This window comes from Acuticoccus yangtzensis, assembly GCF_001927245.1.
Lineage (GTDB): Bacteria > Pseudomonadota > Alphaproteobacteria > Rhizobiales > Amorphaceae > Acuticoccus > Acuticoccus yangtzensis.
Genome location: NZ_MJUX01000001.1, coordinates 932,152 through 947,347 on the forward strand (window position 1 = coordinate 932,152; position 15,196 = coordinate 947,347).

The following is a 15,196-nucleotide window of genomic DNA, read 5'->3' on the forward strand; positions in this document are numbered from 1 at the left end:
AAGGCACCCCCTATGAGCACCATCACGCCCGCTGCGGCCACTTCGTCCCCGGTTCACCCCGCGACCTTGGGCGACGACAGCGTTCCGCGCACCACCCTTGCCGTCCTTCTCGCGCTCAGCGTCTGCCACGGCATCAACGATACGCTTCAGTCGCTGCTCCCCGCGGTGTACCCGCTGCTGCAGCAGAATTATGCGCTGACCTTCACCGAGATCGGCATCCTGCACTGCGCCTTCATGGCGACGGCGTCGGTGCTGCAACCGGCCGTCGGCATCGCCACCGACAAGCGGCCGGTGTTTCAGCTCGCGACGCTCGGCATGGCCGCCAGCGGGCTCGGCCTCATTGGCCTCGCCTATGGGGCGAGCTACGGGCTGCTCCTGATGGGTGCGGTCTTCATCGGCATCGGATCGTCGATCTTCCACCCGGATTCCTCGCGCACGGCACGCACGGCCTCGGGCGGGCGCTACGGTTTCGCGCAATCGCTGTTCCAGGTGGGCGGCAATGCGGGCACGGCGCTGGGGCCGCTCTTGGCGGCCTTCATCGTGCTGCCGTTCGGGCAGACGTCGCTCGCGTGGTTCGCGGGGCTGGCGCTGATCGGCATGGCGGTGCTGTTCAACGTCGGCCGCTGGGCGAAGGCGGAGCACGGGCGAGCGGCGGCGCGGCCGAAGAAGGCGGTTTCGACGGCGCATGTGCCGCCGCGCGTGCCGCTAATCATCGCCATGCTGGGCGCGCTCATCATCTCCAAATACGTCTATCTGGCCTCACTGCAGAGCTACTTCACGTTCTACCTCATCGACAGGTTCGCCCTGTCGGTGGGCCAGTCGCAGATGATGCTGTTCGTGTTCCTTGCGGCGGTGGCGGCGGGGACGTTCGCGGGCGGGCCGATCGGCGACCGCATCGGCCGCAAGGCGGTGATCGTGGTGTCGATCCTGGGCGTTCTGCCGTTCAGCCTGGCGCTGCCCCATGCGGGACTGGCGGGGACGGCGGTGCTGGCGGCGGCGGCCGGGTTCATCCTGGCCTCGGCCTTCTCGGCGATCCTCGTCTATGCCCAGCATCTGGTGCCGGGGCGGGTCGGGCTGGTTTCCGGCCTCTTCTTCGGCTTCGCGTTCGGCATCGGCGGGCTGGGCGCCGCGGCGCTCGGCCTTCTCGCCGACGCCTACGGCATCCGCTTCGTCTACGAGGTGTGCTCGGTGCTGCCTCTGGCCGGGGTCATCGGGCTGCTGCTGCCGGCGGAACCGCGGGGCTAGGGTCGGCGGAGTTCGCCGAGGCGGGCGGCTCGGCGAACGGGTCTTCGAGCACGGGGGCGAGAGCGGCCATCGCCTCCCCGCCCGGATTGGCGGCGGCCATCGCCGTGGCGCCGCCGCCCACCCCACGCGGGCCGCGGGAAATGATGAACGTGGCGTCGATCATCACCCGCGCGACGGAGCGGGCGCCGGTGTGGGCGAGGTAGCGCGGCCGCCAGTCCGGCTTGAACTTGGCCTTGTAGTCGCGCAGCCCGCTGAAATTGAAGAAGGCGCCGCCGCTGCGATAGACGCTCGCCCCCACGCGGCTCCAGGCCGGGGCGAGGCGGTGCTCGGCAAGGCCCGACAGAGGCGCCATGCCCAGGCTGAGGCGCTCCACCCCCTCCCCCTTCAGCGCATTGATGAGCGCGATGAAGAGATAGTCCATCGCCCCCTGCGGCAGGTCGGAGCGGTAGCGCATCAGGTCGATCGTCGCCTCGCGGTGCCCCGCCCCCGCCCAGAGATTGGCGAAGGCGACGGGCACCCCCTCGTGGCGGATCACCGCGACGTCGAAGCGGGCGAGATAGTCCTCGTCCCAGAAGCCGAGGGAGAAGCCTTTCTCGCGGCCGGTCTGGCGGGCGAGCCAGTCCTCTGAGATCGGCTTCAGCGACGGCAGCAGCGGCGCGACGTCGGCGGCGCGGACCAGCTCGAAGGTGAGGCCCGCGCGCTCGGCACGCGCGATCATCTGGCGGAAGCGCGTGGCGCGCGAGCCGTGCATGGAGAATGCGGCGAGGTCGATCACCGCCTCCTCGCCGAGCTTGGCGAAGGTGAAGCCGGCGTCGATGAAGATCGGCAGGGCGGCGGCGGAGACCTGGTAGAAGGCCGGCTCCCCGCCCGCCTTGTGCGCAAGCTCCCGGAAGCGCCAGACGAGGGCGGTGGCCTGGGCCGCATCGCGCGCGACGGGATCGCCCATGGCGAGGTAGGTGCCGCGCTGCACCTGATACATGATGAAGCCGCCGTCCTCGTCGAACAGGAAGCACTTGTCGCCGAGGAAGGCGAGGTTGGCGTAGGGGTCGGCCGCGTCGGCGACGCCGGCGGCCACGGTGGCGGCGTCCGGCGCGGCGGCGGCGAAACCGGCCGGGCGGTGGACGGTGCGCCACAGGACGAGCAGTGCGAAGACCACCGAGGCGCCGAGGATGGCGCGCAGGAAGTGCGGCGTGTCGGCCTGGAAGGCGACCTGCCACCAGGTGACATTCTGCCAGTCCGCCGGTGCGCCGGAGACGAGCGCCACGCCGAGCGCGATGGCGATGGCCGCGGCGATGGCGGCGAGGCGGCGCAGCGAGACGGCCTGGAGCGCGCTGCCGCCACGGTCGAACGAACCGCGCGCGGCGACGAGGCAGGCGATGAGCGCGACGCAGATGAGCGCCTCGCCGATGTGAAGCCCCTTGGCGAGGCTGAGCACGGTTTCGGCCGCGAGGAGCACGATGGCGGCGACCCAGGACGCGCGCATCTGCCGCTTCAGCCCGGAGCCGACGATGAGGAGTGCGGCGCCGGACACGCTGGCGACGAAGTGGGACGCCTCGACGAACGGGATGGGCAGGCCGCGCAGGACGCCGGTCACGGGGGCCGATGCGCCGGGTAGCGCTCCCGCAACGAGAAGGACGAGCCCGGCGGCGAACACGGCGGCGGAGAGGATGAGCGGGACCATCGGCGCCAGCACGGGGCCGAGCAGCCGCGGCAGCGTGCTGAGGCGGTGGCGCTGGGGGGCGAGTTCGGCGAGGGCGAAGGCGACGGCGCCGATGACGAAGGGCGCGACGTAGTAGACGAGGCGGAACACGAGCAGCGAGGCGAGGAGCTCGGACGGGGCGCCCGGCACCAGGATGAGGATCACCGCCTCGAACGCGCCGACGCCGCCGGGGGCGTGGCTGACGACGCCCGCCACGGTGGCCATGGCGAAGATCGGGAGGAAGTGGAGGAAGCCGATGTCGCTTCCGGCGGGCAGCACGCACCAGAGACCGAGCGCGGCAAGACCGGTGTCGGCGATGCCGAGGCCGGCGACGGCGAGGCCGGTGCGCGCGTCCGGCAGGGTGAGGCGCTGGCCGCCGAGGGTGACGGAGCGTCCGCCGCGCAGGATGACGACGGCGAGGAGCAGCGTGACGGCGAGGCCGATGCCGGTGGCGGCGGAGGGCGAGAGGCCGACGAGGGGCTGCAGCACCGAGGGCGCGGCGACGAGGCTGAGCCCGGCCAGCGCGGCGATGCCGAGCCAGAAGAAGACCGCACCGAACAGGGTGATGCGCACGGTTTGCCCGGCGGACAGCCCGGCCCGGCCATAGCGGCGCAGGCGCACGGCGCCACCGGTGATGACGCCGAAGCCGAGCACGAAGGTAAAGGCCCAGCTGATGAAGCCGGTGAAGGCGGCGAGGCGCGGGGGGACGGCGGCGCCGGCCTGACGCACGGCGAGCCACTCGAACCCCATGAGGGCGGTGTAGGAACCGGCGCTGGCAATGGCCGAGGCGATGAGCATGAGCCCGCTGGTGGCGCCGACGGCGCTGGCGACGTCGCGCGCGGCGACGCCTTCCAGCATGTCGACCAGCAGGACGGCGATGGCGCCGGCGAGGACCAGCGCGCCCAGGGCCGCGAGGCGACGCGGGTGGAAGACCCGTTTGGGTCGCACGAAGGCGCGCATGCGCTGGATGGCGCGGCGATGCGCCTGGAGCGCGGCGGCGGGGGTGGCCTGGTTCTGCATAGCGCGCGGACGATGCCCGTTCGGGCTTGTGTCACGGTGAGCGAAAAGGGTCCGAATGCGCTTCAAGTCCCTGTCTTCCCCCACTTTCGGATATGCGCTTGGCGAGGACGGCCATGCGGTTTGCGTCAGATCGGCATGTCCCCTCCTCAGTTGAAGGGGACGCGGCGCGATGGCCGTGGTCAATCGCAGGATGGGGGTGGTGTGGCAAGCCCGCCGGGCCCGGCCTGGCGCGCGAGTTCGGCACGGGTGGCGGCTGTGGCGACCGGCAGGAAGCGGCGCGGTCGAGCAAGATCAGGCCGGCGTGGGGGGATTGGGTGGTACCGACACCTGGGTTCGAACCAGGGACCTCTAGATCCACAATCTAGCGCTCTAACCAACTGAGCTATGTCGGCACGTTTGCCGTTGGACGGTCCGCGCCGTCGCACGGGAAGCATCACCATGGCGGGCTCGAGGGCATGTGCCAAAAATGAAGCGGGTGTGCAAGAGGCACGGCCGCCGTGCGAGGCGGCGGCCCCGTCAGCGACGGATGTGCGTATGGCATAGAAAAAGCGCGCCGGGAAGCCCGGCGCGCCTTGTGACGTTCGTTTTCCCGAAGGTTGGGGAAAATCAGGCGTTGAACTTCTGGGTCGCCCGCTCCCAGGCTTCCTTCATCGGGCCGGTGGTCTCGGAGGCCAGCTTCTGGGCGGTCTCCTGCATCTCACGGGCCTGGGAAGCGAAAGCCTCGAACTGCTCACGCGCAAACTTGGTCTGCAGCTCGACGGCCTCCGAAACGGTCTTGGCGCCGGCAACTTCCTTGGCGAACGCGAAGACGCGATCGGTGTTGGCCTGGGCCTGGTCGATCAGCTTCAGGTTCAGCTCGGTGAACGACTTGCGAGCGGTCTCGTAGGTATCTTCCATCATGTCAGTCGCCTCCTCTGCGGCGTTGCGGGCATTTTCGTACATCTGGCGGGCCGTGGAGATGCTTTGCTCAGCCATCTCACGGACCATTTTGGGGGTATCATACCCCGGAAGGGCGGACGCGAACTGATCGGTCGCCTTGTCGGCAGCCTTGAACGCCTCGTTCGCGAAAGTATCCGGGGTCGGCATGTTTTCGTTAATCGACATTTAGACCTCCTAAACGGGATCGCGGGAAGCACCGCGGCCACCTGGCCGCTGGCTATTCGCCGCTGCCAAACCCTATGTAGCGCACCGATTGTGCAGTGCAACATTTTTTTTGCGGTCGCACAGCAAAAAGCCGAAAACGCCGCCAGCGCTGCGCCATTCTGTAACCGATGCCGTCTACGCTTAACCGTTAACTGAGGCCGTGCGTTGCACGCCGGTTAACTCAATGGCAGCAACGGGCGTGCAAAATCGATCGCTGAATATAGCGCAAGGAGAGGACATGGAGTCGGACGCACCGATCGATGTCGGCAGAATGTCGCGGCCGGAGGCCGATGCGTTCCGCTACATCGCCAAGGCGCTCGGTGCGCAGTTCGCCGGCGACATTCCGGCCGAAGCCGAGCGGGCCCCTCTCGCCAGCCTCGGATCGGACGTTCTGGTGCGCCCGTGGGACAAGCCGCGCGGCTCGATGCTGGACGTCGCCGTTCCCGATCCCAAGGCGAGCAGCCTCATCGAGCGGATGCCCGTCGCCTGTCTCGTCATCGTCAACGACGAGGTGGCCTTCATCAACCGCGCCGCGGTGGTGCTGTTCGGCTATACGTCCGCCAACATTTTGGAGGCGGCGGGCGGCGTCGGCGCGCTGTTTGCGCCGGGCGGGCCGGAGCGGCCGGGCGTCATGGCGATGAAGACCGCCGCCGCGCAGGTCTTCGGCGCCAAGGTGACGATGGCGACGATCGAGTGGGGCGGCGAAACGGGCATGTTGCTGACCGCGATCCCAGCCGAGACGGTGGAGACGGACGCGCGCGCCCGCCCCTCGCCGCGCACCATCGGCGCCGATTCGCTGATCCCGGTGCTCGACGCGAATCCGGATCCGGTGGCGATCGTCACCCGCGGCGGCCATGTCGAGGTGTGCAACCGCGCGTTCGAGATGCTGGCCGAAGCGGGCGACAAGGTGCGCCTCGAGGACCGTGTCGGCGCCGCCGATCTGGAGCACCTGTTCGACGTCATGAAGCTGTCCTTCATGCTGGCCGACGGACAGGCGCGCACCACCAAGCCCGTGCGGGCGGGACATGACCATTATACGGTCAGCGTCGGCGCGCTGCGCCAGGGACGGCTTGCGTGCCTGGTGTTTCACCGGCGGCTGGCGGCCGACAGCGCCCATCCGCCCCACCGTGCGGGTGCGCTGCCCATGACGGCCGCGCCCGCCAATGCCGCGCCCCCCTCCGGCCACGCCCATGCGGCGACCGCGCCCACCGCACACGCGGGGACGGCACACGCGGGTACGGTGCACTCGGGAACGGCGCACGCGGGCACGGCGCACGCGGGCCCGGTGCCCGGCGGCGGCCTTCACGATTGGGCAGAGTTCGACGCAGGCGCGCCGGAAGTGAGGCCGGGCGATACGGCAGCGCGCGGAACGGGCGGCCGCATGACGGGCGGGCCGCAGCTTCCGGACGGAGACGGCGCGGGCGCAACCGGCGCGCGGGCCCTCCTTGCCGCCGCGGCAGCCGCCTTTCCTCCGGGCGGCGACGGAATGGACGGTCCCGCCCTCGCCTCCACCCCCTCCTGCGAGCCGGGCGGCACGGCGCTCTACAGGGCGGTGAGCGAGGTGCGGCGGCTGGTGAAGGACACGGCCGTTCTCATCGTGTCGGACGACAACGAGGTGGCCGCGCGGCCCGGCATCGCCAGCGCCAAGGAGGCCGAACTCATTCGGATCGTCCTTCTGACGGTGGCGGCGCGCGGGCATCCGAGTGCGGTTCTGACGGTCCGGCGCTGCGGCGCATCGACGATCATCGAGGCGCCGGGGACGACGCGGCCGGCGCTGGAGCGCGTGGCCCAGTCGGACAGGATCGCCGATCTTGCCGTGGAGGCGGGATGCAGGGTGACGGTCGACCCGTCGGGGACCATCACCATCACCGCCGAGGAGGTGGACATCGACGCTGAGGCGAGCGAGGCGACTGTGGTTCAGTTCTTCCGCTGAAGGCGGGGCGGCGGCCTGCCGCGCCGACGCGGCAGCGCTCCGTCAGGCCGCTCAGGCGGCGGCGGGGTTGGCGCGGACGGGCTCGGCCGCGGCCTCGTGGCCCGGCATCGGCACCCGCGGCTCGGACTTCGATTGGCGGATCGTCAGCGAGGTGCGCACGCTCTCCACGTTGTCGGCGGAGGTCAGCGTTTCGATGATGAAATTCTGGAACGAGCGCAGCGTCTCGGTGATGCAGAAGAGCACGAAGTCGACCTCGCCGGAGACCATCCACGCATCGCGCACGATCGGCCAGGCGCGAAGCTGCTCCTCGAACTTCAACAGCTCGGCTTCGGTCTGGTTCTTCAGGCCGACGAAGGCGAACGCGGTCAGGTCATAACCGAGCTCCTTCTCGTCGATCAGCGTGCGGTAGCCGGTGATGATGCCATTCTGTTCGAGCGCCCGGACACGGCGCAGGCACGGCGGCGCCGAGATGCCGGCGCGCCGGGCAAGCTCGACGTTGGTCATACGGCCGTTGCTCTGCAAGGCCGCAAGGATCTTCCAATCAACAGCGTCTAGGCGGACTTTCATGGCGGTCGCGCTTATGCTCGCTTCTCGTCAAGCGGAATGGGTGTCATGACCGTGGCCCGCGATGGCGGACTTCAATCGACCCGTCGCAAGAGATTTCTACACAAAGGGACGTTCACGCCGTGGCCCAATGCCTCATAATTTCGGCCAGAGGCAAGAGGGGTCACGAACGCCAGGCCATCGCCATCGCACAACGGCTAGCCCTCTCCTACAGCGTTTCAATTGCGCAAGAGTTCCCAATTCGAACTCATATCCCACCAGAATGTTTATGTCTCATTGCCGCCGGACGGCAGAGTCTTGCCCCCGCGCGGTCCGTTGCGCGCCGGGACGGGGTGCGTCCTTTCGTCCTCGCGCTGCAGCCGGTGCTCTGGCGGCCGGGTGATTTCGACGCGATCTGGTCCCCCCTCCACGACCGGCGCTGGTTCGACCGGCTGCTTCCGCCGCGGATCGAGACGCTGACGGCCCCCTCGGCGGTGACGGCGGCGGACCGCGCGTCCGGCGCCGCGCTGCTGGCCCCCAGGCTGCGGCGGCGGCCCGGAGGCGTCGTCGGCGTCATCGTCGGCGGGGCGACGGCGGACGCGCCGTTCGGCGAGGTGGACGCGGCGCGGCTTGCGGACGCGGTGGCCGGTCTCGCCCATCGCCACGACGTCACCCTGGCTCTGACCACCTCGCGCCGGACCGGCGAGGCGCAAACGCGGCTCTTGGAGGAGCGCCTCGGCGGCGACGGACACGTGATCGTGAACGCGGACGCGCCGGACAGCGCGCTCATTTATGCCGGTCTCCTGGAGCTTGCCGACGCCTTCGTCGTCACCGCCGACTCGGTGGCGATGCTGAGCGACGCGGCCACGACCGGAAAACCTATCCACGCCTGGCGAATCGGTCGTGGAAAACGCCGTTTCGAGCGGTTTCATAACGGCTTGATCACGTACGGTGCCATGCGGTGGTTTGACGGAGACCTGCCCTCCTGGGCCTATGCTCCTTTAGATGCGGCCGCAGACGTGGCGAACGTGTTGCGGCCGAGGTTGGGCTTGCTCCATGCTGCAGCGCAATACAAATAAAGCGAGAAGGGCCACGCGCGTCCGCGAAAGGCGATCACGATGAGTGCATCCGAAAACAACATCATCAGGACGAAGCTCCTGATCATCGGCTCCGGCCCCGCCGGCTATACCGCAGCGATCTACGCGGCACGGGCGATGCTCGAGCCGGTGCTGGTCGCGGGGATCCAGCCCGGCGGACAGATGACCATCACCACCGACGTCGAGAATTATCCCGGATTCGCCGACGTCATCCAAGGTCCGTGGCTGATGGAGCAGATGCGCCAGCAGGCCGAGCATGTCGGCACGCGCATGATGTACGACTATCTGACCTCGGCCGACCTTTCGCAGCGCCCCTTCCGCTTCGAGAGCGACGGCGGCAAGACCTATGTGGCCGACGCGGTGATTTTGGCGACCGGCGCACAGGCGCGCTGGCTGGGCCTGCCGACCGAGGAGCAGTTCAAGGGCTACGGCGTGTCGGCCTGCGCCACGTGCGACGGCTTCTTCTACCGCGGCAAGGAGGTGCTGGTGATCGGCGGCGGCAACACCGCCGTGGAAGAGGCGCTCTACCTGACGCACCACGCCGACAAGGTGACCCTGGTCCACCGCCGCGACACCTTGCGTTCAGAAAAGATCCTGCAGGATCGACTTTTCGCCCACCCGAAGGTGGATGTGATCTGGAATGCCGAGCTGATCGATGTGCTGGGCGAGCATCAGCCGCTGGGCGTGACCGGGGCGCGCCTGCGCGACACTGTGACCGGCGCCGAGCGCGAGATGAAGGTGGACGGGATTTTCGTCGCCATCGGCCACGCTCCGGCGACGGAGCTGATCGCTGGACAGCTTCAGCTCCGCCCGTCCGGCTATGTGTGGACGAAGCCCGACTCGACGGCGACGTCGGTGGATGGTGTGTTCGCCGCCGGTGACGTGAGCGACGAGATTTTCCGCCAGGCGGTCACGGCCGCCGGTATGGGGTGCATGGCCGCGCTGGAGGTCGAGCGTTGGCTGGCCGCCAACCCCGTGACCGAGACTGAAACACTCGCAGCCTGACGGCTGCTCACGACCCGAAGGGGCTGAAGGCAAGACGAGATGGACTGGGATAAGCTGAGGGTCTTCCATTCTGCCGCGCGCAAGGGAAGTTTCACGCACGCAGGCGAAGAGCTCGGCATCAGCCAGTCGGCGGTGAGCCGTCAGGTTCATGCGCTCGAGCAACAGGTCGGCGTGGCGCTCTTCCACCGCCACGCGCGCGGCCTGCTGCTGACGGAGCAGGGAGAAAAGCTGTTCCGGACCACCAGCGGCATCGCCCGCGAGCTTCAGGCCGTCGAAGGCGCGCTGGTCGACTCGCGCGACCGGCCGCGCGGCGTCCTGCGCGTCACCACCACGATGGGCCTCGGCACCACGTGGCTGTCCTCGCGCATCGCCGACTTCGTGGAGACCTATCCCGAAGTCCAGCTCCTGATGATCTTCGACGACAACGAGCTCGACATCGGCATGCGGGAGGCGGACATCGCCATCCGCTGGCGCCAGCCGACGCAGCCGGACCTCGTCCAGCGGCGCCTGTTCACGGTGCATTTCCACACCTACGCCTCGCAGAGCTACATCCAGAAATATGGCGCGCCCGGCACGCTGGACGAGCTGGAGGGCCACCGCATCGTGACGTTCGGCCCCAACCCGCCGGCCTACCTGCGCGAACTCAACTGGCTGGAGATCGCCGGGCGGTCGGCGGACGATCCGCGTCCGGCGGCGCTGCGCATCTCCAACATGCCGGCGATGAAATATGCCATCGCCGCGGGCGCCGGCATCGGCGTGCTGCCCGACTTCATCATCGACGACGACAGCGACCTCGTGCGGCTCGACCTCGGCGCAGAGGCGCCGACCTACGACCTTTATTTCGTCTATGCCGAGGAGCTGCGCTCGTCGGCCCGCGTGCAGGCCTTCCGCGACTTCATCGTCCAGAAGGCGGAGGAATGGCGCTACTGAGCCGCCCCTTGAGCGCCAGGGTGAGCGCCTCCGCCCCCGTTTCGCCGCGTCCGCGCCTGTTGTGGCTGGACGCGGCGCGCGGCGTCGCCATCCTGGCGATGATCGCCTACCACTTCTCGTTCGACCTCTATTATTTCGGTTACGTCGACTGGCCGGTGACGAGCGCGCCCGGCTGGCGCGCCTTCGCGGCGAGCATCGCGTCGACCTTCCTGTTCCTCGTCGGCGTGAGCCTCGTGGCGGCGCATCGGGACGGGATCCGCTTTCGGCCCTTCCTGCGGCGCCTCGCCTGGGTTGCGGCGGGCGCGGCGGTGGTCACGCTGGGAACGGCGTTCGCGATGCCGGTGCCGATCTATTTCGGCATCCTCCACGCCATCGCTCTCTTCAGCCTCATGGCGCTTCCCTTCGTGCGCGCGCCGGTGGTGGTCACCGCGGTGGCGGCGGCGGCGGTCTTCGCCCTCCCCTTCCTGTGGCGCGATGCGATGTTCGCCGCGCCCTGGGGCTACCCGTTTGGCCTCGCCCCGCAGATGCCGGTGACGTTCGACTATGAGCCGATTTTCCCGTGGTTCGCGTCGACGCTGCTCGGCGTCGTCACCGGCCGGCTTTTGACCTTGACGCCGCGTGCCGCGGATGCGGGGCCGGTGTGGGGCTTCATCGCGCGGCTGGGGCGGTGGAGCTTTCCGATCTACCTCCTGCACCAACCTGTGTTGTTCGGGGCACTTCTCGCCATCGCGATGCTGACGCGGGGCTGATCGGCCTGTTCATCGCCGGTTGGCTCTGACTAGGCTAGGTCACACCTGTCGTCCTCGCCCGGAGTTTGTCCGCTGATGCTGCCGCACGCTGCCCGGCTTTTCGCCGTCCTGGCCCTCGGCCTGGCGCTCCTCGCGGCGCACCCGGCGGCCGAGGCGGGGCCGCTCGTCGGCGCGCTGCCGGGGATCGCGGCCGGCACGGTGGTCGAGGTGCAGGGCTATTGCGGGCGGCAGAATTTCGTCTGCCAGCGCCGCTTCGGAGGCGGCGGACGCTATCAGCAGTGCATGGCGCGGCGCGGCTGCGCGGTCGGCGGTGGCGGTGGCGGTGGCGGCGGGCGCTCGGCCGGGGGCAACCGCTGCGAGGCGCGCGAGCGGTTCTGCGCGCGGCGTTTCCCGCCGGGATCGCGCCAGTTCAGCGGCTGCGTGCGGCGCGGCGGCTGCTGAGCCGGACCATCGCCCGAGCGCATTGGAGGCGCGGCCGAGGTACTCTATATCTCGGCCATGGCAGAGCGCATTGACCCGACCGACGAAACCGTGAAACCCGGCGCTTCCGAGGCGTCGGGCGGTGGCGGCTCGATCTCCGCATGGGCCGACGAAATCGAGGCGCAGGAGGGGGAGGCGAAGTCCGCCCCGGCGCCGAAGAAAGCGGCCGCGAAGTCCAAGCCCCGCAAGGCGGCCGAGGCCAAGCCCCGCAAGGCGGCCGAGGCGAAGCCGCGCAAGGTGAACGACGGCGAGGCGAAGCCCCGTGCGAAGGGCGCCGCGAGCGAGCGCACCTCGCGCGGCACGTCGATGGGCGGCAAGGCGAGCGCGCGGGACAGGGCGGCGTCCGGCCTCAACCCCGTCGCGGGCCTCGACATCGCGCTGGAGGACGCCGAGGGGCTGACGGACAGCGGCGCGACCGCGACCGTCGCCGCGCTGGAAGACCTCATCCAGAAGGGCCGGCCGGAGTTCCGCGCCGGCGAGTGGGTGCCCCACCGCCCCGCCCGGCCGGACAAGTCCGAAGGCGGGGTGCCGCTGGAGATCGTCTCCGAATACGAGCCGCGCGGTGACCAGCCCCAGGCGATCCGTGAGCTGGTGGCCGGGCTGAAGGAGAACGACAAGACGCAGGTGCTGCTCGGCGTCACCGGGTCGGGCAAGACCTACACGATGGCGAAGGTCATCGAGGAGATGCAGCGTCCGGCGATCATCCTGGCGCCGAACAAGACGCTGGCGGCCCAGCTTTACGGCGAGTTCAAGAGCTTCTTCCCGAACAATGCCGTCGAATATTTCGTGTCCTATTACGACTATTACCAGCCGGAAGCCTACGTGCCCCGGACGGATACGTATATCGAAAAGGAATCGTCGATCAACGAGCAGATCGACCGGATGCGCCACGCCGCCACCCGCGCGCTGCTGGAGCGGGACGACGTGATCATCGTCGCCTCGGTATCGTGCATTTACGGTATCGGCTCGGTCGAGACCTATACGGCGATGACCTTCTCGATCCAGGTGGGCGAGCGGTTGGACCAGCGCCAGCTTCTGGCCGACCTCGTGGCGCTGCAATATAAACGCTCCGACGCCAACTTCATCCGCGGCACCTTCCGCGTGCGCGGCGATACGGTGGAGATCTTCCCGGCGCACTATGAAGACCGGGCATGGCGCGTGTCGCTGTTCGGCGACGAGGTGGAGTCCATCACCGAGTTCGACCCGCTGACGGGCAAGAAGTCGGAGGAGATGGAGCTCGTCAAAGTCTACGCGAACTCGCACTATGTGACGCCGCGGCCGACCTTGCAGCAGGCGATGAAGTCCATCAAAGCCGAGCTGAAGCACCGGCTGGTGGAGCTGAACAACGCCGGGCGCCTGCTGGAGGCGCAGCGGCTGGAGCAGCGCACCCAATTCGACCTCGAGATGATGGAGGCGACCGGCGCCTGCAACGGCATCGAGAACTATTCGCGCTATCTGACCGGCCGCAAGCCCGGTGAGCCGCCGCCCACCCTGTTCGAGTATCTGCCCGACAACGCCATCGTCTTCCTCGACGAGAGCCACGTGACCGTGCCGCAGATCGGCGCGATGTACAAAGGCGACTTCCGCCGCAAGGCCACCTTGGCCGAGTACGGTTTCCGCCTGCCGTCGTGCATGGACAACCGCCCGCTGAGGTTCGAGGAGTGGGACATGATGCGCCCGCAGTCCGTCGCCGTCTCCGCGACCCCGGCGGGGTGGGAGATGGAGGAGGCCGGCGGTGTCTTCGTGGAGCAGGTCATCCGCCCGACGGGGCTGATCGACCCGCCGGTGGAGATCCGCCCCGCCCGCCACCAGGTCGACGACGTTCTGGGCGAGATCCGCGAGGTGGCGGACAAGGGCTACCGCACGCTCGTCACCACGCTCACCAAGCGCATGGCCGAGGACCTGACCGAGTATCTGCACGATAACGGCGTGCGCGTGCGCTACATGCACTCCGACATCGACACGATCGAGCGGATCGAGATCATCCGCGACCTGCGGCTGGGCGCGTTCGACGTTCTGGTCGGCATCAACCTCTTACGCGAGGGGCTCGACATCCCCGAATGCGGGCTCGTCGCGATCCTGGACGCCGACAAGGAAGGGTTCCTGCGCTCCGAGACGTCGCTGATCCAGACCATCGGCCGTGCGGCGCGCAACGTCGACGGCAAGGTGATCCTTTATGCCGACCACATGACCGGGTCGATGGAACGGGCGATCAGCGAGACCAACCGCCGCCGCGACAAGCAGCTCGCCTACAACGAGGAGCACGGGATCACGCCGGAGTCGGTGAAACGCTCCATCGGCGACATTCTGGAAAGCCTTTACGAGCGCGACCATGTGCGCGTCGACAAAGGCATGTCGGACGGTGCCCCGGGCATGGGCCACAACATGGCCGTCACCGTGGAGGATCTTCAGCGGCGCATGCGTGAGGCGGCGGCGAACCTGGAATTCGAGGAGGCGGCGCGGCTGCGCGACGAGATCCAGCGGTTGGAGAAGACCGAGCTTCTGCTGGCCGACGACCCGATGGCGCGCCAGCGCGACGTGGAGCTGGGCGCCGGACGCTACAAGGGCGACCGCGACTTCAACGCCAGCGCCACGCTGAAGACGCGGGCGAAGAAGCCCGGCCTGGACGACATGGGCCCCGGCACCGACCGCGGGCGCGTCCGCCGCGACGAGCCGCTGGTGGAGGACGACGCGGACCTTCCGCCGACGCGCGCACGCAAGAACAATCTCGACGAGATGACGGTGAAGCGCACCGAGAAGCCGCGCCAGAAGCCGGTGCCCGCGCGTCCGGAGACGGACGAGACGGGCATGGTGCTGCGCCACAAGGTGGGCATCGGCAGCCACGAGGACCCGGCGGACGAGAAAAAACGGGCGCGGCGCAAGAGGAAGACCGGGCGGCCGGGGAACTGAAGGCGCGGCCGCAGGTCGATCCGGGTGGGGCGGCGCGCGCATCGGGTCAGTTGCGTGCCGCGTGCACTAGACGTGCGCGATACGCCCGGCTAAACCCGCGCTTATTCCGGGATGGAGGGGCCGATGACCACGGACACAACCACCCCCGAGCTGAAAACCGTCACCAAGACCAAGCCGGAACGGCCGAAGCTGCACAAAGTGCTGCTCCTGAACGACGACTATACGCCGCGTGAGTTCGTCGTGCGCGTCTTGAAGAGCGTTTTCCGCATCGGGGGCGAGACCGCCTACACGATCATGATGACCGCGCACCAGAAGGGCTCGTGCGTGGTCAGCGTCTATCCGGCGCAGATCGCCGAGACGAAGGCCAACGCGGCCAACGCCATGGCCGAGGACGCCGGGCAGCCGCTGCAGTTCACCACCGAGCCGGAAGAATAACGGATCA

General features: G+C 68.8%; 12 protein-coding genes and 1 tRNA gene. 9 read left to right on the plus strand and 4 right to left on the minus strand.

What is annotated here, in order from left to right; genetic code table 11:
• The first annotated feature begins 12 nt into the window (after positions 1-12).
• A complete protein-coding gene (locus tag BIX52_RS04100; RefSeq protein WP_083659993.1) occupies positions 13-1,245 on the plus strand; it encodes an MFS transporter in 1,233 nt (410 codons plus the stop codon).
• Here the strand turns inward: BIX52_RS04100 and mprF are convergent.
• The 3 genes from mprF to BIX52_RS04115 all read right to left on the minus strand — a co-directional run bounded on the left by mprF (position 1,208) and on the right by BIX52_RS04115 (position 5,068).
• Complete coding sequence (gene mprF, locus BIX52_RS04105) at positions 1,208-3,964, minus strand: bifunctional lysylphosphatidylglycerol flippase/synthetase MprF (protein ID WP_075219669.1); 2,757 nt, start codon at positions 3,962-3,964, stop codon at positions 1,208-1,210. The two genes, BIX52_RS04100 and mprF, sit on opposite strands and share 38 nt — an antisense overlap.
• Before the next feature lie 315 nt (positions 3,965-4,279).
• Positions 4,280-4,356, minus strand: a tRNA-His gene (locus tag BIX52_RS04110).
• Between the two features lie 214 nt (positions 4,357-4,570).
• Positions 4,571-5,068, minus strand: coding sequence for a phasin family protein (locus BIX52_RS04115; RefSeq protein ID WP_208990444.1), 498 nt, complete (start codon positions 5,066-5,068; stop codon positions 4,571-4,573).
• A gap of 277 nt (positions 5,069-5,345) precedes the next feature.
• Here BIX52_RS04115 and BIX52_RS04120 point away from each other — a divergent pair, with 277 nt between their 5' ends.
• On the plus strand, positions 5,346-7,040 hold the full coding sequence (locus BIX52_RS04120) for a PAS domain-containing protein (protein ID WP_075219670.1): 1,695 nt from the start codon (positions 5,346-5,348) through the stop codon (positions 7,038-7,040).
• Positions 7,041-7,091: 51 nt separating this feature from the next.
• Here the strand turns inward: BIX52_RS04120 and BIX52_RS04125 are convergent, their stop codons facing one another.
• Entirely contained in the window at positions 7,092-7,607 is a 516-nt protein-coding gene (locus BIX52_RS04125) for an Lrp/AsnC family transcriptional regulator (protein ID WP_075219671.1), read from the minus strand.
• A 119-nt stretch (positions 7,608-7,726) separates the two neighbouring features.
• Here BIX52_RS04125 and BIX52_RS04130 point away from each other — a divergent pair, with 119 nt between their 5' ends.
• From BIX52_RS04130 to BIX52_RS04160, 7 genes are all read left to right on the plus strand, one after another.
• The gene (locus tag BIX52_RS04130) at positions 7,727-8,662 is read left to right on the plus strand and encodes an ELM1/GtrOC1 family putative glycosyltransferase (protein ID WP_075219672.1); all 936 of its coding nucleotides are present in this window, start codon (positions 7,727-7,729) and stop codon (positions 8,660-8,662) included.
• A 39-nt stretch (positions 8,663-8,701) separates the two neighbouring features.
• Positions 8,702-9,685, plus strand: a complete 984-nt coding sequence (gene trxB, locus BIX52_RS04135) for a thioredoxin-disulfide reductase (protein ID WP_075219673.1) — start codon at positions 8,702-8,704, stop codon at positions 9,683-9,685.
• 39 nt (positions 9,686-9,724) lie between these two features.
• Positions 9,725-10,615 (plus strand): LysR family transcriptional regulator, encoded by an 891-nt coding sequence (locus BIX52_RS04140; protein ID WP_075219674.1) that lies wholly within the window; start codon positions 9,725-9,727, stop codon positions 10,613-10,615.
• Positions 10,603-11,364, plus strand: a complete 762-nt coding sequence (locus tag BIX52_RS04145; protein WP_083659995.1) for an acetyltransferase domain-containing protein — start codon at positions 10,603-10,605, stop codon at positions 11,362-11,364. Before BIX52_RS04140 ends, BIX52_RS04145 begins: the two co-directional genes overlap by 13 nt.
• A gap of 75 nt (positions 11,365-11,439) precedes the next feature.
• Positions 11,440-11,805 carry a hypothetical protein gene (locus tag BIX52_RS04150; RefSeq protein ID WP_075219676.1) on the plus strand — a complete coding sequence of 122 codons (366 nt, stop codon included), beginning with the start codon at positions 11,440-11,442 and terminating at the stop codon, positions 11,803-11,805.
• Between the two features lie 57 nt (positions 11,806-11,862).
• Complete coding sequence (gene uvrB, locus BIX52_RS04155) at positions 11,863-14,754, plus strand: excinuclease ABC subunit UvrB (protein WP_083659996.1); 2,892 nt, start codon at positions 11,863-11,865, stop codon at positions 14,752-14,754.
• Between the two features lie 123 nt (positions 14,755-14,877).
• Positions 14,878-15,189, plus strand: coding sequence for an ATP-dependent Clp protease adaptor ClpS (locus BIX52_RS04160; protein ID WP_075219677.1), 312 nt, complete (start codon positions 14,878-14,880; stop codon positions 15,187-15,189).
• Positions 15,190-15,196 lie beyond the last annotated feature (7 nt).